17 protein-coding genes are annotated in these 16,379 nt (G+C 65.4%); 8 read left to right on the forward strand and 9 right to left on the reverse strand.

Features of this window, described 5'->3' with window-relative positions; genetic code table 11:
* Nucleotide 1 precedes the first annotated feature (1 nt).
* From ACT3T5_RS18030 to ACT3T5_RS18055, 6 genes are all read right to left on the reverse strand, one after another.
* Entirely contained in the window at nucleotides 2-697 is a 696-nt protein-coding gene (locus ACT3T5_RS18030) for an SAF domain-containing protein (RefSeq protein WP_444595126.1), read from the reverse strand.
* Between the two features lie 15 nt (nucleotides 698-712).
* Nucleotides 713-1,072, reverse strand: coding sequence for a hypothetical protein (locus ACT3T5_RS18035; RefSeq protein WP_444595127.1), 360 nt, complete (start codon nucleotides 1,070-1,072; stop codon nucleotides 713-715).
* Between the two features lie 23 nt (nucleotides 1,073-1,095).
* The gene (locus tag ACT3T5_RS18040) at nucleotides 1,096-1,752 is read right to left on the reverse strand and encodes a ParA family protein (RefSeq protein ID WP_444595128.1); all 657 of its coding nucleotides are present in this window, start codon (nucleotides 1,750-1,752) and stop codon (nucleotides 1,096-1,098) included.
* A gap of 68 nt (nucleotides 1,753-1,820) precedes the next feature.
* A complete protein-coding gene (locus tag ACT3T5_RS18045; RefSeq protein WP_444595129.1) occupies nucleotides 1,821-2,420 on the reverse strand; it encodes a hypothetical protein in 600 nt (199 codons plus the stop codon).
* Entirely contained in the window at nucleotides 2,417-2,560 is a 144-nt protein-coding gene (locus ACT3T5_RS18050) for a hypothetical protein (RefSeq protein ID WP_444595130.1), read from the reverse strand. Before ACT3T5_RS18050 ends, ACT3T5_RS18045 begins: the two co-directional genes overlap by 4 nt.
* Nucleotides 2,561-2,735: 175 nt before the next feature.
* Nucleotides 2,736-3,530 carry a hypothetical protein gene (locus ACT3T5_RS18055; protein ID WP_444595131.1) on the reverse strand — a complete coding sequence of 265 codons (795 nt, stop codon included), beginning with the start codon at nucleotides 3,528-3,530 and terminating at the stop codon, nucleotides 2,736-2,738.
* Between the two features lie 237 nt (nucleotides 3,531-3,767).
* Between ACT3T5_RS18055 and ACT3T5_RS18060 the strand changes: the two genes are divergently transcribed.
* The 8 genes from ACT3T5_RS18060 to ACT3T5_RS18095 are packed head-to-tail and all read left to right on the forward strand — an operon-like array spanning nucleotide 3,768 to nucleotide 12,907.
* A complete protein-coding gene (locus tag ACT3T5_RS18060; protein WP_444595132.1) occupies nucleotides 3,768-4,049 on the forward strand; it encodes a hypothetical protein in 282 nt (93 codons plus the stop codon).
* The gene (locus tag ACT3T5_RS18065; protein ID WP_444595133.1) at nucleotides 4,043-5,050 is read left to right on the forward strand and encodes a conjugal transfer protein; all 1,008 of its coding nucleotides are present in this window, start codon (nucleotides 4,043-4,045) and stop codon (nucleotides 5,048-5,050) included. Before ACT3T5_RS18060 ends, ACT3T5_RS18065 begins: the two co-directional genes overlap by 7 nt.
* Nucleotides 5,047-5,412 (forward strand): hypothetical protein, encoded by a 366-nt coding sequence (locus tag ACT3T5_RS18070; RefSeq protein WP_444595134.1) that lies wholly within the window; start codon nucleotides 5,047-5,049, stop codon nucleotides 5,410-5,412. Before ACT3T5_RS18065 ends, ACT3T5_RS18070 begins: the two co-directional genes overlap by 4 nt.
* Before the next feature lie 4 nt (nucleotides 5,413-5,416).
* Complete coding sequence (locus ACT3T5_RS18075; RefSeq protein ID WP_444595135.1) at nucleotides 5,417-6,028, forward strand: hypothetical protein; 612 nt, start codon at nucleotides 5,417-5,419, stop codon at nucleotides 6,026-6,028.
* A gap of 2 nt (nucleotides 6,029-6,030) precedes the next feature.
* The gene (locus ACT3T5_RS18080) at nucleotides 6,031-8,532 is read left to right on the forward strand and encodes an ATP-binding protein (RefSeq protein WP_444595136.1); all 2,502 of its coding nucleotides are present in this window, start codon (nucleotides 6,031-6,033) and stop codon (nucleotides 8,530-8,532) included.
* Nucleotides 8,477-10,720: a hypothetical protein gene (locus ACT3T5_RS18085; protein ID WP_444595137.1), complete on the forward strand. Its 2,244-nt coding sequence runs from the start codon at nucleotides 8,477-8,479 to the stop codon at nucleotides 10,718-10,720. The genes ACT3T5_RS18080 and ACT3T5_RS18085 overlap by 56 nt, the downstream gene beginning before the upstream one ends.
* Before the next feature lie 29 nt (nucleotides 10,721-10,749).
* Nucleotides 10,750-12,018 carry a hypothetical protein gene (locus tag ACT3T5_RS18090; RefSeq protein ID WP_444595138.1) on the forward strand — a complete coding sequence of 423 codons (1,269 nt, stop codon included), beginning with the start codon at nucleotides 10,750-10,752 and terminating at the stop codon, nucleotides 12,016-12,018.
* A 25-nt stretch (nucleotides 12,019-12,043) separates the two neighbouring features.
* A complete protein-coding gene (locus tag ACT3T5_RS18095) occupies nucleotides 12,044-12,907 on the forward strand; it encodes a hypothetical protein (protein WP_444595139.1) in 864 nt (287 codons plus the stop codon).
* A gap of 127 nt (nucleotides 12,908-13,034) precedes the next feature.
* On the opposite strand, the gene ACT3T5_RS18100 is transcribed toward ACT3T5_RS18095, so the two are convergent.
* The 3 genes from ACT3T5_RS18100 to ACT3T5_RS18110 all read right to left on the reverse strand — a co-directional run bounded on the left by ACT3T5_RS18100 (nucleotide 13,035) and on the right by ACT3T5_RS18110 (nucleotide 16,046).
* Nucleotides 13,035-13,283, reverse strand: coding sequence for a hypothetical protein (locus tag ACT3T5_RS18100; RefSeq protein WP_444595140.1), 249 nt, complete (start codon nucleotides 13,281-13,283; stop codon nucleotides 13,035-13,037).
* Nucleotides 13,284-13,560: 277 nt separating this feature from the next.
* Nucleotides 13,561-13,830 carry a metal-sensitive transcriptional regulator gene (locus ACT3T5_RS18105; RefSeq protein WP_206516184.1) on the reverse strand — a complete coding sequence of 90 codons (270 nt, stop codon included), beginning with the start codon at nucleotides 13,828-13,830 and terminating at the stop codon, nucleotides 13,561-13,563.
* Nucleotides 13,831-13,916: 86 nt separating this feature from the next.
* Complete coding sequence (locus tag ACT3T5_RS18110) at nucleotides 13,917-16,046, reverse strand: heavy metal translocating P-type ATPase (protein WP_206516183.1); 2,130 nt, start codon at nucleotides 16,044-16,046, stop codon at nucleotides 13,917-13,919.
* Nucleotides 16,047-16,379: the final 333 nt, after the last annotated feature.

The following is a 16,379-nucleotide window of genomic DNA, read 5'->3' on the forward strand; positions in this document are numbered from 1 at the left end:
GTCACTCCTCCTCGGGAACCAGAATCACGCCGATGCGGCCAGTGGCTGACATCGCGGTGAGCGTTCCGGCCTGGTCGTCGGAGACCCGGACGTCGACGACATAGGACCCATCCGTGGACGGCTCTCCGAGCGCCTGGATCGTCCCGGTGACGACAGGGGCATCTCCGCTGGGCGGGTCGTCACCCGGCTTCGGAGTACCGACGATCTGGATGGCATCGCCTGGGTCGACGTTCTGGATCGGTATCTGGCCGGGCACGACTTTGATCCCCACGATCGCGGTGCCCTCGCCGGGAAGCGCCGCAGCGCTTATCTGGCTGGGAGACAGCAGTGCCCCCTCCTCCAAGGATGTCGTCGCGTGCTGTCCGACGAGGCTGTCGAGGTCGCTGCCAGCGATCACAGCGGATCCTGAGGGCACGTTGACGTCGCTGGTGGTGAGATCTTCGGCCGTGATGACCTGCCCCTCGGGGACGTTGGCTGCGGCGACGACGACCTGGCTGGTCGTGGACAGGCGCTCGGTGATCCACCAGGCGCCGAGCGCGCCGACGACCAGCAGAGCGACGCCCAGTGCGTACATCGTCGGTCGGCGGCGCCGCTTGACGGGCGTGCCGGACGGGGCGGTGGGGACCGGGTCGGGAGTCTTCTCGCTGGTCGACGATTCGTCGTCGGTCTTCTTCCGAGATAGCAGGGGGAGTGGCACGGTGATTCCTTTCGGTCAGCCCTTGAGCCGACGGAGACTCTCGAGGATGCCCTCCTCGGTCCAGCCGTCGATCGCGTCGGCGTTCTCGAGGAGGTACGTGATGGCAGCGCGGGTGATGACGTGGTCCTGGAGGGAGGGGCTGCGCTGTTCGGACGGCAAGGGCTTCTCAGCCGCGTTGCGCGCACTGTTCAGGCGCCGGCGCAGCCGGGCGATCTCCTCGATCTGCTCGGAACGGAGTCTGGCCTCCTTGCGCACGAGCTCCTCGTAAGCGGGCGTGGGAGATGGGGCTGTACTAGGCGCAGTTGCGGGGACGGAGGTGGTCTGCGGTGCGTCGTTCTTGGTGATGGCCTTGCGCAGCGACACGTGCTTGGACATGGGTGGCTCCTGGTGTCGTTGAGTTAGAGGGTGGCGATGGATGACAGCAGTTCGAGTGCCGCGGCGTGGTACTCGCTGGCGGCCTTTCGGGCGTTCGCGCGGCGGCTGGTCCCTGCTGAGACGAAGACCCCGTCCTGGTAGGCGTAGGGGAATGCGCGGAACAGGTGGATCGCCGACTTCAACACCGGCTGATTCGCTTCGGCGAAGAACTCTCGTGCCGCTGTCTCCTGCTCGGGGCTGCGGGCGTCGACCTTCGTCAGCAGCACCGAGTAGGGCTTCTGCGCGGGAATGACCAGTTCGTTGATGTACCTGTCGGCCGGCTCGAGAGAGAGCCCGTCAACCTCGGAGGAGACGAGGATGAAGTCCGAGACCTCGAGGTAGGCGGCGACGAGCTTCTGCTCGTAGCGGCTGCCGGGGGTGTCGATGAAGACGAGGTCGTAGTCCGCGGCGATATCGGGGACGCTCCCCAGCTCGGCGGGATCCGAGAGGATCGCGATGTCGAACGGAGTGCTCTCTTCGCCGACCTGGTCAACCCAGCGGCGAAGTGATCCCTGCTCATCGCCGTCGATGACGAGGACGCGTTTGCCTGTTGCGGCGACGGTGGCGGCGAGCTCGGCCACTGTCGTGGTCTTGCCGACGCCACCTTTCTGATTGCAGACGGTCACGATTCGGGTGGTCATGGGGGTGGCTCCTTCGGGCGGGTGTAGTCAACACCATACCGGAATTACGAGGTTACGAGAACCCGAACCTACGAACCAGTGTTCTCGGCGTGTCGGGGGCACTCGAGGGCGCGGCTGTTCATGATCTCTTCGGCCAGCTCGCGTCGTCGGGTCTGTTCTGCCTCGAGCCGGGCGTGGTGGCGCTCGATGAGGGAGTGGAGGACCTCGTCGATGACGTCGTAGTCCTCCGCGACCCGGAGCGCCGAGTGCTGGGCTTCCGTCAGCTCGAGGGCGATCGGTAACGGGCATGCGGTCAGCACAGCTTCCTCGTTCCTGAAGGCAATGATCTGTCGATCCAGCTCGGGAGGTAGCGGCTTGGGGAGGCGGGAGAGGACGAAGATGCCGAAGGCGACGAGGGGAATCCCCCAGGCGATCACGGTGAGGTTGTTCAGGTAGAAGAAGACGGCGGCCCCGAGTGCGAGGACGGTGAGTGGAGCCAGGATCCGGGTATCAGCGCGGGTGAGCGGTTGGAGGCGGTCATGCCGAGCGCTGTGGCTCTCGATGACCTCTGCGGCGCTGCCGAGCGTGATCGCTGCCCAGTGCGGGGGCATGGTCTTGCTCTCGGAGATCAGGACGGCGGTGTCGGTGGCGTTGGAGGAAAGGTGCAGGCGCCGGGGGCTGGTGCTCATGACTGCGCGCCCTCGGTCTCCAGTGCAGCGGTGCGCAGACGTTCGTTCTCGTCAAGGAGTGCGAGGTATTCGCGGGCGGGCACGATCAGAATCGCGTCGTACTTCGCGGCATGCTCGGCGCGGGCGCGTTCGATGGTCATGATGGGTCTCCTTCCAGGAGCGCGAAGAGGTCCAGTTGGGTGGGGCAGCCGTGGCGGTCGAGGTGGCACTGGCAGGGTGCGGGCTCTCTCTGGGATTGCTGCGTGGTCACCGCGGCGCAGCCGTCGTGCTGTCCGCGTTGGCAGGCGAGGCAGGCCGGGATGAGCGTGGGGGCGCTCACGAGAGGTCCCGCGCGCCGAGTTCGAGCTGACGGTCGGTGCTCTCGGCGACGGCGCGGGCGATCCGCTGGGAGAGCCGGGACGCGCGCTTCCGGACGGCTGCGGGGGTGAGGTCCCCCAAGCCGAGGCTGTGGAGGTCGATGCCGGTGTCGGGGGAGTAGATCGCCAGAAGGAACCTCGCCTCGTCGAGGGTGATGATCTCTCGGTCGCGCGCCCAGGCGAGGCTTTCCAGAAGATCGAGCTGGCTTTCGTGGGCAGTCGTTGGGCGCGACAGGCGGGATTCGAGTTCGACGATCGAGGGAATCTCGTCGGTCTCCGTCTGCTGCTTACGCCAGTCGGCGGGCTGCTGGGTCATCCAATCGGCATCCATGGTGTCGAGCTGGGTGCGAACCTGCCCGAGAAGTCGAGCGGCCACGCGAGTGGTCTTGCGGCGAATCCAGGGATTCTCGAGGGCGTCGTAGAACACGTCGATCACGGTGCAGAACGCGTCGGCGCGGTTGTTGTTGGTGAACCACGTGAACAGGTGGTGGTTCCATGCGAGGGACGAGAGGCCGGGCCGCATCGCGTACAGCAGGAGCTGGCGTGCCTGAGTGTCGGTGTCAGCGCGGGCGATGAGCGTGTGCAGCGCGTGATCGGTGGCGTCGTAGTCCCCGCGGTGCTCGAGGACGGCGAACAGCTCACGGACTGTGGTGGCTGAGCCAATGGGCTGCGCGAGGGGCTGCTCGGACATCGCTGCGAGGTCGGCGATCAGGCCGGTGTTGATGGACTCGATGGTCGGCTGGGTGGTCTCCATGGTGGCTCCTCGTCGTGGGACCGGACGGGTTGGTTCCACGCTGGTGAGAGGGCCTTGCCCTAGATCTTGCCCACGGGGGCAAGAAGACGATCGGGTTTCTTGCCCTGAGCGTTTCCGCTGGTCAGGACCATGGGCGTTGGTGGCCGTGGGGGTGGCCAAAAGTTCCTGGGGATGGGTGGTCACAACCGGGTGTCCTGGACGCGGTAACGGGGTGACACCGATCCGGAGGAGATCCCGATGACCACCACGCTCGACCTGGACGTCTCGTACGCGGCGCTGTGCGCTGCGGGGGCTGTGTGCCGTCGCGAGCGACGGCTGCGCACCTCCCTGGCGAGCCTGCTCGCCAACCCGCGAGACGCCAGCGCGTGGGCGGAGGTGCGCAGCTGCACGCGTCCCGAAGAGGAGCAGCTGCTGCGCTCGGAACTCGATCTGCTGGAGACGGTGTCCCAGAGCGGGAGTGCGGGGTCGGGCATGGGTGGCTCCCCCCGCACTCCCTTCACCGAGGGGGAATCATGCTGACCCTGTTCCAGCGGCGCAGCCGCTCCGAATCCGAGCCGGTCGAGGAAAACCTGACCGACGAGAGCGCGCCCGCGGAAGCTGTTGGTGAAGACAAGAAAGCGCGTAAGTCGCGAAAGGATGCTGAGCCGAATCTGGCACACGGCTGGACTAATGGGGAGAGGCTAAAGTCTCTAGCGGCAACCGGACTGGTCTGGGCTTTCTGTGGCGCTGGCGTGATTTCCTTCGGGATGAATCTCCTGGACGGTGGACCTACCCCGCAAGCTGCTTCGGTCGAAGTTCAGGACGCTGGCCAATCGCAAAGGGTCTCAGAGTTCGCCACGGGTTTTGTCACCCAGTACCTCACTGCATCGCGTGATCAGGAAGAACTGGTCAGCTCCATGCTCGCGAAGGGTGCCGGTGACTCGCTCTCACTTCCCAGTCAGCCAGCCACGATCGGCGCCGTCACGTCCGGTGAGGCCGACCAGGTCACGGAGAACAGCTGGATTGTGACGGTCGTCGTCGAGCAGCCGGCCACGGAGGAACAGGCAGCGGCTCGCCGCTACTGGCAGGTCCCGGTGGTCACCAACGAGGCAGGGAATATCGCCGCATCTGCGCTGCCATCACTGATCGCGGCGCCAACCAGTGGGGATCTCTCCACGAAGCGAAGCGACGAGGTCAACGACGCGAACGTCGAGAGCACCGTGAACACGTTCGCGCAGGCCTTTCTCGCCGGTCAGGGAGAGGTCGGACCGCTGACCTCGCCAGGATCTGGGATCACGGCGGTCACTCCCGTTCCCTACTCCGAGGTGTCCGTCTCTTCCCTCCGCGCAGCACAAGAGGTCCCGTCGTCACCCAGTGAAGGCGATGTCGTGCGCATCCAGATCACCGTCTCTGCCACAGCAGTGGACGGCAGCAAGACCCAGCTCGGCTACACGGTCGACCTGCGATACCGCGACCGCTGGGAAGTCGCTGCGGTCAACCCCACCACCGATGAACCCACCACCGAAGGAGAGCAGTCATGAACGACCTCATCATCGCCGCCGCCACCCTCCATGCCGACGGCACCATCCAGGCCGAGAGCATCTTCGAGACCATCAACGGGATCGCCGGTGACGCTAAGTCGACCGCTCTGACATTGTTCGGTGCGGCCTTCTACGTCGGCGCAGCGATCACTTGGGCGGCGAACAAGTTCTCGGTGAAATCCGGCATCGTGGCGCTCCTCCTGGTGGCAATCGGGACGGCCGTCCTCGGACAGGTCGATTCGATCTCCGGCATGTTCGGCGAGACGATCCAGACCGAAGCCTCGGCCTCGACCGAACAGCCGGCCTCGTCGCCGACCGAGGACTCGCTCGTGACCACCCTCCACGAGTCAGCTGCGGCGTGACGCCATGACTGAGCAGCAGGTCGTCGTCCGCTTCTACACCCAGGCTAGGAAGATCCCATTTCTGCTGGGCAAGGTGGGCGACTGGAAGATCTGGGGCGGCCCGTACACGCTCACTCAGGCGGTCGTCTTTATCGGCGTCGCCTACGCAGGCAAGCTCACGATGCCGTTCTGGGCTACGGGATGGATCCCGATCCTCGCCTGGATCCCGATCTTGATCGTGGCCGGCGCTGCGGCGATTGGTGCGGGGCGGGTCCCTCTCAAGGGCCGGAACCCGCTACTGATCCTGCTCGGCGTCATCGGGTACTTCGACGCACCGTCCTGGGGGACCCAAGGGGGGAATGACGTTGCGCTCAAGAAGACTCGGAAGATTCGCCTCCGTAGCTCAACCCCGACCCGTACCCCGTGGGAATCGGCAGTCCCAGCGGAGGAGACGGAGATCGAGCTGACCTCAGACGGCGAAGGCAGTCCTGAGCTCGGCGACGAGGTCTTCGAGGTAGATCCGCTGATGGTCGAAGTGGCGTCGTCCAGGGCACCGGCCCCGCAGCAGACGAGACCGATGCCCCATCAGCTCAGCGAGGTACAGCAGATCCTCGCCACATCCGCACAACGGAGGTAACCATGCTTCACCCAGCATCGATTCGCGCAGGCCACCTGATGTGGACTCGGCAGGGAACCTGCTGGGCGATCTGGCAGCTCGAGGGCATGAGCTATGGCATGCGACCGGTGAAAGAGAAGAGAGCAGCACGAGCCGCGCATCAGGCCATGTTCCGCATCCTGACCGGTGAGTCCATGTTGCTCAGCGTCGTCGTGGCACAAGACCCCGTGAGCGTCGTGCAGCGCATGATCGAAGACGTCGACCTCGAGGAGAGGGAAGCCTGGGCCGAAGAGGCCGAGGCCCGGCTCGACAGCCTGGAGGGGACCCAGGCGGGAGACCGGCTCTACTTCCTGTGCGTTCCTCTTACCAACGGCGGAATCCGCAAGCTCACCGTGCCCGCGCAAGCCGGAGTGGAGCGCGTTAAAACCCATCTAGGACTTCCTCACCATGGGGTGGCGAAAGAAGAGCTGAACTATCGGCTCGGCCAGGCCGCGCGGATCGAGGCGATGATCCCCAGGACCTTCGCAGCGCAGCGGGTGAGCGTCGCACAGCAGGTGTGGTTGGACTACCACCTGATGTACAGGGGGCTGGACGCGACGGGCTTCACCCGGGAGGACCTCGAGACTGTGTTGCCGGTGCGGCACATCGGTCAGCCAGTCATCGACGAGGGAGGAAAGAGCGACGACCAGTCCAAGGCCGCAAAGCTGAACCCCTTCTCGCATCGCTACGTGAAGATCGGTGACGAGCAGATGTTCGCGGAGGAGATGGCGTCCTACCAGTCGATGTTTGCTCTGACAGGACTTCCCTCCGGCGGTCTGCTCTGGCCAGGCTCCGAGATTCTGGGCGACATCGACAGCTATGTACCTGGCGCGGACTGGGTACTGCGGATGCGCACCCGGTCCTCCGATGCCGCCAAGCGTGCGAACAAGACCGCGATGACCCGAATCAACGATCAGCTCGGCCAGCGAGAGAATGAAGTCGGTACCGGACAGCATGATCTCGATGCCGCTATCGAGGCACTCACCTCGTACGACATGACGCTGGAGAGCGACTCCAACGAGGTCGAGATCCAGCCCGTGATCCTCTTCGCGGTCTGCTCCGACAGCGCAGCCGATGTCGTCCAGCGGTCCCAGGAGGCCGTGAAGGTACTCCAAGACGAGGACTTCTCGGTCGCTCACCCGGCGGGCTACCAGGAGGACCTGTGGTGGGCGTTCGTCCCCGGTGCGCCGCTGACCCCCAAGATCAACGAGTACGCCCAGATCGTCACCAGCCGCGACCTCGCCGGCCTCGTCCCGATCACCATTGCCAAGCTGGGCGACGACACGGGAGCTCTGTTCGCTGAGAACCAGACCTCGGGATTGCTCTCCTACATCCATCTCAATCTGGCGAACATGCCGCGGCTGCGTGACAAGAGCGCCTGCGTCGGCGTCACCGGCGAACTTGGATCCGGTAAGTCCTCAACCATGAAGATTCTGATGAAGGCCATCGTCGACCGTGACGACGGACAGATCATCGCGACTGATCGCTCCGAGATTGGAGAGTGGGTCTCCTATGTCGAAACCCTGACGAACCCCACGGTCATCGACATGACCGATCCCACCTACTCCCTTGACCCGCTGCGAGCCTTCGACCCTGATCGCGGCGCCACGATTGCTTCGAACTTCCTCATCACCCTGCTGGACCTGGATCCCACCTCGACTGAGGGGGTACTCCTGGGAGAAGTGCTGACCCCGGAGTACCTCGCCGAGCACAAGATCAAGGGGCTCGGCGCGCTCCTCGAGCACCTGACCGAGCTCGGAAAGCAGGACGACCACCTCGAGGCCAAAACACTGTCTGGCCAGATGAGCGTCTATGCCCGCAAGGACTTCACGCGCACCCTGTTCGACGACAGCCTGCCTCCGCTGCCATGGAAGTCTTCCTCGGCGATCGTCATCCGCACAAACCGACTCGAGATGCCGAAGACCACGGAGCTCGAGCACGAACACCTCTACCGCGTGATGCGCATCGAGAAGAGGTTCGGCCGAGCCGCCTACACCCTCATCAGCAGCCTCGCCCGAATGATCTGTTTCGACGACCCGAGCCGCTTCGCCGCCTACTTCGAGGATGAGGCGCACATGGCCACGAGCAACCAGCTGTCCGTCGCCGACCTCACTCTGTTCATCCGTGACGGGCGCAAGCACAACGCTGCTCTGATCCTCGGCAGCCACGACCCCGAGAACGACTTCGGCGACGAGACCATGCGCGGCCTCATTCCTATCCGCATCGTCCACCGCCAGGAGGACGAGAATCTGGCCAAGAGATCGCTGCGGTGGCTGGGGATGGATGCCGAGGACGAGGATCTCGTCAGCGAGTTGCAGACGAATACCTCCCCGCAGATTGGCGGGGAGGTGCCTGTGGAGCGCCGCGGTGAGGCGTACATGCGCGACGCCACGGGCACGATCGGCCGGATCAGGACGCTACTGCCAGCCGGTGCAGCTTCGCGCGCCGCCTCCAGCACCACTCCGAAGGAGCAGTCCCATGGCTGAGGTTCTGCCGCGCCTCCACGCCGCGCTCCTCCCACGTCGCGTGCCTAACCTTGTTCATGCTGTCCTCGCTCGGCCTCGTCTGCTGCTATGGCTCGAGATCGGTTTCGTTCTCTACTTGACGATGTTCCTGGCCGCGACGCCGGCGGCAGCGGCCCCGCCGAACCCTCTCGAGGCTCTCAACCGCACCGACTCCGCTGGGTATCAAGTCAGCAACTACAACATCGAGTACCTGATCGACCTGCTGAACACCCAGGTCGCAGGGCAATCCATGACGGCCTGGTGGGTCAAACTCATCTGGGATCTCTACCGCTACGGTGTCGGCGCAGCAGCGCTACTGATCGACCTCACCGTCGGATTCGGCTGGCTGGACTACCTCATCTACCCCGTCGAGCAGACAGCCGAGGTTCTAGACAAGCTGCTCGACGAGCTCCCCTTAGTTCGAGAGCTCCTTATCACCCTCGCCATCGGGGTAGGCATAGCCCGCATGTGGATCGGTCAGCAGGCACGGGGCCTCACCGACATGCTCGGCAGCATGACCGCCTGGGGCATCAGCGCCGCGATCGTGACCAACCCCGTTACCTGGCTGACCGGCCCGAGTGGGATCCTCACCCGCACGAAAGAAGGCGGGCAGCAGTTCAGCGCGCAGCTCGTGAACCCAGATGCTGCCGCCGGCGACGCGAGCTCCTCGGAAGCTGCCGGATCGATGGCCGAACAGATCGTCACGATCTTCGTCCGCAAGCCGCACCAGTTCATCGCCTACGGCGGCCTCGCAGACGGTGGCGGATGCGAACAGACCTATAACGAGAACCTGACGAAGTCCGGCAAGGACCTCGCCAACGCCATGCTCAAGTGCTCACCCGACTTCGGGGAAACGATCAAGAATCCTTCATCGGTGACACTCGTGACGGCGCTGATCATCCTCCTCGGCGCAGCTGTGCTGATCGGCATCGCCGTGGTGTGTTCAGGAATCATCATCTACGAGGTCATCAACATGCTCATCGCGGGTGTGCAGGGCGTGTGGGAGCTGTTCCGCGCTGTCGGCCCAGGAGGGTCCTACCGCGGCCTGCTGGGTATCGCTATCAACGTCCTCGAGTCCATCCTCGGGCTGATGGCCGTGATCATGATCAGCGCCCTCTACCTGGCCGTCGTCCAGTATTTCTTCACTGAGTGGGAGGAGGACATGATCGTCCTCTTCCTCATCGTCGACGTCGTCCTCATCGTCGTGATCGCCGTGATCTTCCGGCAGCGCGTCAAGATGCGGAAGGCCTTCGAGAGGATGAAGGAGCGAACCCAGGCCCGCGCGCAGAACGTACCGGTTCCCAAGCGGCTCACCGCAGCAACACACGGCCGCGGTGGGTTCACGGCCGGGATTGCGACGACCGCCGGCAGCCATGTAGCTCATAAGGCAGGTCGAGCAGGATCCCGACTGGCTCATGCCACGGCCACGACAGGACGCAGCGCGAGGAACCTCGCTACATCTCCCGCACGCGCTGCCTCGAGGCACGTCTCTCGTCCTGGGTTCATGGCCGCTCGACTCGGTAGCGGAATGCTCCACAAGGCCGGCATCCACGACAAGGCCAGCCACGGTTTGATCCGCGGGATCGCCCACAACCGAGGGGAGAAAGCATGGAGGAAGAAGGAGACCAAGCGCGAGCAGAAGCGCGAGCAGCGAACCGAGCGTCGTCAGCGCGCCCAGCACTGGACCTGGGCAGGGGCGACCCGAGACGCTGACGCGCGTGCCGCAGGGCACGAGCAGGTGGGTGCCACAGCTGCTGAAAGAGGTCGTAAGGGTCGCCCCCAACGCCGAGCGAATCAGTCGCCCGCTCCAGCTCCGGAACAGAAGGCCTCGCGACGTCGAGGGGCAGCTCCCGCTTCCCGACGCCCGTACAACGAGACTCCCGCAACTGCGCGCACAGCGAACCCTGGGCCGGCGCCGGCCAATCACCGCAGCCGGACCCAGTCACCTCAGACGCGGGCGGACAGCCGGCCAACCACCGGCACCTCCCGGGCCAGAGGACCGCAACAGCCAGTGACCGTGCCAGGTCGCGATCGTGGCTCCGCACCCTCGGCGAAGGACCGTCTCAACACGAAGATGCGCGCCCGGCGTGGCGCTTCGGCGACGCCGCGGCCACGCACGAGCTCACGCACCCTGCGGAAAGCGCAGACAGCGAGGAAGAACGCAGCCTGAGAGCCATCTGACGACGAAGGGATACAGACATGAAGAAGATCGTGGGCGCAGCGGTTGCCGTGAGTCTGGTAGTCGTCATCGGCATGGTCGCTGGCGTCACCGCTATGTTCTTCCAGTTCACCCCTGGGGCGAGTAGCTCTGCGGAAAGCTCGAATCCAGCGTGCACGGCAGGCAGCGCCCCCGCACTGACCGTTGAGGCGGACGCACTCCCGAGCATCGCGGGATACACCCCTGAGCAGCTCAGTGCGGCCGCACAGATTATGAAGGCGGGCTCCGAACTCGGTCTGCCCGAGCGGGCACAGCTGATCGGTCTGATGACGGCCATGCAGGAATCGACCCTCCAGAACCTCTCTGGCGGTGACCGCGACTCCGTCGGGCTCTTCCAGCAGCGCCCCTCGCAGGGGTGGGGCACCGTCGAACAGCTGCGCGACCCCTCCTATGCCGCGACAGCGTTCTTCCGAGGCGTCGACACTTCCAGAAGCGGGCACATCTCCGGTCTCGTGGACATCGAGGGCTGGGAGTCGATGAGCCTGACGCAGGCTGCCTCGGCCGTCCAGCTCCCCGCTGAGCAGTACGAGGGCGAGTACGCCAAGCACGAGAGTGAAGCCCGCAAGCTGATGTCCGAGCTCGCGGGAGTCCCCGTTGGCCAGGCCAGCGGCAGCCTCACCGATACCAACCTCGGATGCAGCGCTCCCGTGAACGTCGCGGTGGGCGATCTGCCCACCCAGGAGCAGCTCACTCAGGACTCCGCCAACGTGGCGTGCCCAGAGGGTACGACCGATCTCGGTGCCGCGACCGGCGGGTACCAGGGGAAGCGGATCCCCATCCGCCTGTGCTCGATCACCGGCACCGTGTGCACCGGCAGCGACTGCCGCGACGGCGAGCTAGGTGGAATTGCGCGCGGAGAGGTCGTCGTCAACTCTCTGGTCGCCCCCCATCTCATGAAGTGGCTCGAAGCGGTCCGTGCCGACGGCTACAACCCGCAGTTCAGCTCCTCGTTCCGCAGCTGGGAGACGCAGGCATCGTTCTCCGGCGGCAACGTCGCTCGCGTCGGCTACAGCAACCACCAGATGGGCGCGGCCATAGATATTTCAGGGCTCCCCGGCGGATACAACCGACACAACTGTGCAGGATTCGCGGCAGACGGCTCATGTAAATCAAATTCCCTTCCATGGAGCTCCTATCACAAACACGGCGTTGAGAATGGGGCCCTCTTCCATGATGAAGAATTTTGGCACCTGGAATGGGTGATCACAAGAGCCCACGAGCGCGACGTTCCCTTTATATCGGCCGCATGATCGGCCCAGAAAGCGAGACCCTGTGATGCGAGTCAGCCTGAAATCCATCCTGGTCGTGGCGGCAGCTGTTCTGGGCGTCCTCGCCCTGGTGGTGTTCAACCCTGAGAATCGGCAGCAGCAGGCGACCCCGCAGTCCGGGGCCGCAGCGCCCGCGGTGACGGATGGACCACCTCTCGAGCCAGCGACTGAACAGGCCGCCTCGCCGGAGGCCGAGGAGGTCCCCGTGGAGGTCCAGGAGTTCATCGACAGCTACGCCGAACCCGACGCCTCCGACGAGGAGTGGGGTCAGGCCTTGGCTCCGAACGTGACGCCGGCACTGCACGCCTCGCTGCTCTCGAGCGACCGCGAGCTCGCTCGAACAGCGGGGCACGAGATTCTGGATATCAGCGACGGTCGGGTGTCGGTGGGGACGAAGACGGACGTCTCCTACGTCCTCGAGTACGCCCAGCTCGAGGATGACCACGAGCACGAAGAAGAGGGCCACCCGATCGTCACGGGGATCGACTTCATGGCCGCGCCGGACGGCGCCGCCCTGCCGCTGGGGACCGACGGCGTCGAGCAGGTCCGCGCGCCCGTCCAGGAGGCCCTCACGGCCGTTGTGGCGCAGCCTGGCGGGCAGAGCGATGAGGATCGTGAGCAGCTGATCCGCGACACCTTCACCAGCCCGGAGGAGGCCGTGAGCTTCCCCCGCAGCGTCGACGACGGCGCCGCCGTCCGGATCGGCAACCCTCACGAGCTGGTGCTCGCGGCCGAAGACGGCCAGCTCGTTGTGTACGCGATGGTGCCCTATGCGCGCGACGGCGAGAGCACTCCCACCTGGGCCACGGTGACGATCGAGCTCACCCGGGACGGCACTGGCGCCTGGACCCCCCAGGATGCCCATCTCTGAGAGACGGCTATGCCGGGGCAAGTTCGCGAAAGCACAGGTCACGGGCCAGGGCAAGGTGGGCCCGCGTACCTCGATCGCGCGTCACTCCGTCAGCTGGCGAGGGTTGCGGACAACGCCTGAGCCTGGATCAGGCCTCCTCGAGCGGCCCGTGCAGGGTGTACCGGGTGATGGTCGCGGTCCCAGAGTCGTCCTCATCAAGCCACCATGTTGTGCCCGCTGCGTCGCTGCTCTCGCGAACGGACTGCGGCTCCCCGCGCCGCTCCCGGTAGACCTCCAGGGCATCTTCGTAGGTCGGGCACACCTTGTGGAGGTCGACCGTTGCATCAGAGGTCCCGAGGTTGCGGACCTCGAGGAGGACGTAGACGTTGTGATCCATGGCCGCATCGTACGGCCGACGATGTCTAGGGTGCCGATCGCTCTGCTCGACAGGTGCGGGAAGGCCCCGAGAGAGGGGGCAAGTGCAGGGCTGTAGGTTCTCGCGCGACCTGTCAGGGGTGCGACGCCGTGAACTGCGGCGCGACAAGGAGGTTACCTGCTCGAATTCTCATGAAGTTGTCGGGTTCCTCAAGGCGGTGAGTGGTGCCCGAGGGCAACCTGGTCGAATCCAAAGCTGTGCCGTTGATCGATTGCGTTGTCGGTGGTGGTGGAATGGTTCAAGACTTGACGAGGCGCCGTACTGCGTCCGAAGCCTCCTTCAGCTTCTTCTCGGCCTCGTCTCCGCCTTCGCGGGCGGCATCGAGGACGCAGTGACGGAGATGGTCGTCGAGCAGGCCCAACGCAACGTTCTCGAGCGCGCTGTTCAGAGCGGAGATCTGGGTGAGGATGTCGATGCAGTAGACGTCCTCGTCGACCATGCGGGAGATACCGCGAGCTTGCCCTTCGATGCGCTTGAGACGGTTGAGGTAGCGGGGCTTGTCTTGGATGTATCCGTGGGGCCCGCTGTGGCAGGCCTGGTCTTATGCGGTTTCAGGGACAGTGGTCATCAGTATTTCCGTTCGGTGAGAGAGGATCAGCGGCGATTTCGTATGGCGGCGACGGTCGCTTCCGGACGCAGGTCGAGGCGTCGCAGGAGCTGGGCGTTCAGGGCGACGACGACGGTGGACAGGGACATGAGGATCGCGCCGACGGACATAGGCAGCACGAAGCCGATGGGGGCGAGGATCCCGGCTGCGAGTGGCACGGACAGCAGGTTGTAGCCTGCGGCCCACCAGAGGTTCTGCTTCATCTTGCGGTAGGCGGCTCGGGAGAGTTCGATGACCGAGAGTACCGAGCGCGGATCGGAGCTGGCGAGTACCACCCCGGCCGAGGCGATCGCGACGTCGGTGCCGGCACCGATCGCGATGCCGACATCTGCCTGAGCGAGTGCAGGGGCGTCGTTGACGCCGTCGCCGACCATCGCGACCTTCTTGCCCTCCTTCTGGAGCTGGGCGACCTTCGAGGACTTATCCTCGGGTCGCACCCCGGCGAAGACACGGTCGATACCGAGCTCCTTGCCGACGCTGTTCGCGACCGCCTCGGCGTCTCCGGTGATCATGACGACCTCGACGCCCAAGTTGTGCAGCGCATCGATGGCCTCGCGAGACTCGGGGCGCACTTCATCGGTGAGCTTGAGACCGCCGATCATCTCACCGTCCCGCAGGACGTGAAGAATGATCGCGCCCTCCCGGCGCCAGGCCTCAGCCTCTTCGACCTCGCTCGCTCCGGTCTCCTCGAGCAGGCGGGGACCGCCCACGCGGATCTCGTGCCCGTCCACCTGGGCACTCACGCCCAACGCGGGGGTGGAGCTGATGTCGGAGCCCGCAGGAATCTGGGCTCCCTCGGCCTGTGCCTTGGCGACGATGGCGCGGGCGAGCGGGTGCTCGCTCTCCGCCTCGGCGGCAGCTGCCAGGGTCAGCATCACGGTCTCGTCCACGCCGCGGGTGATGATCTCAGCGAGGACGGGCTCACCCTTCGTGAGGGTGCCGGTCTTGTCGAACAGGACGGCGTCGACTGTCCGCATTGCTTCCAGCGCCAGACGGTCCTTTACCAGGACTCCGCCGCGGGCGGCCCGCTCGGTGGCGATGGAGACGACCAGCGGGATCGCGAGCCCCAGCGCATGGGGGCAAGCGATGACCAGGACCGTCACCGTGCGAACGACGGCCTCATCTGGCATCCCGAGCAGCGACCAGACAATCGCGGTGATCACGGCAGCGCCGAGAGCGAACCAGAACAGCCACGCCGCAGCGGTATCCGCGATGCGCTGGGCCCGGGACGAGGAGTTCTGCGCCTCGGTGACCAGGCGCTGGATACCGGCGAGGGCGGTGTCGTCGCCCGTGGCGGTGACTTCGATGCGGAGACTGGAGTCGGTGGCGACGGTGCCCGCCACGACGGAGTCTCCGGTGGAGCGCGTCACTGGGCGAGACTCGCCGGTGACCATGGACTCGTCCACGTCGGCGCGGCCTTCCCGGATCGTGCCGTCGGCCGGGACGCTCGCCCCGGGGCGGACGAGGACGAGGTCGCCTCGCTGCAGCTCGTTGGGCGAGACGCTCACGAGCTCGCCCCCTTCGATGCGTTCTGCCATGTCCGGCAGCAGTGCGGCCAGAGAGTCGAGCGCGGAGGTGGTCTGGGCGAGGGAACGCATCTCGACCCAGTGGCCCAGCAGCATGATCACGATCAGCAGGGCGAGCTCCCACCAGAACTCGAGCTGGTGGTCGAGGATCCCGAGAGTCGCACCCCAAGAGGCGATGAACGCGACCGTGATCGCGAGCCCGATCAGGAGCATCATCCCGGGCTGACGGGAACGGATCTCGGAAACGGCGCCGGTGAGGAACGGGCGGCCGCCCCAGATGTACATGACTGTGCCGAGAACCGGGGCGATCCATAGAGCGCCGGGGAACTCGGGAACGCTGTACCCGAGCAGCATCGCGAACATCGGCGAGAACACGACAACTGGGACCGCGATGATCAGGTTGATCCAGAACAGCCGCCGGAACTGCCCGACGTGGTCCCCGTGCCCGGCGTGGCCCCCGTGCCCTGAGTGACCCTCGTGTCCCGAGTGGTCTCCGTGAGTTCCGTGGTCGTGATGCGCCTCGGGTGCGTCGTGCTCAGCAATACCGGTGTGGGCGCCATGAGGCGTGGGGGAAGGATGAGAGTGCTGCATGCCGGGTTCTCCGTGGTCGTGACGGTGTGGGGGGTTGCCAGCGTTCATGCACCCCACCATATACCCCTAGGGGGTATGTGTCGAGGGGTCGGATTCTGCTGTCAACATCGGCGTGATCGAGGTGTGGAGGCGCGGCACGAGAGCCATCACGTCGGGGCCGGAGTCCAAGCCGCTGACTCCGACGAGCCGACCCGCTCGGTCGTGGGTGAGAACGAGGGGGCTGGTAGAGAAGGCGCGCGAATTCCCGAATCGGCCTGTGTGTCCAGCAGCGAGATAGAGGTGCTGGTTGATCTGTGCGCTGTAGAGGGCGCGGGGTCGGTAGGGCCCGGGGGC

Source organism: Brachybacterium sp. AOP3-A1-3, assembly GCF_052378285.1.
Taxonomy (GTDB): Bacteria; Actinomycetota; Actinomycetes; order Actinomycetales; family Dermabacteraceae; genus Brachybacterium.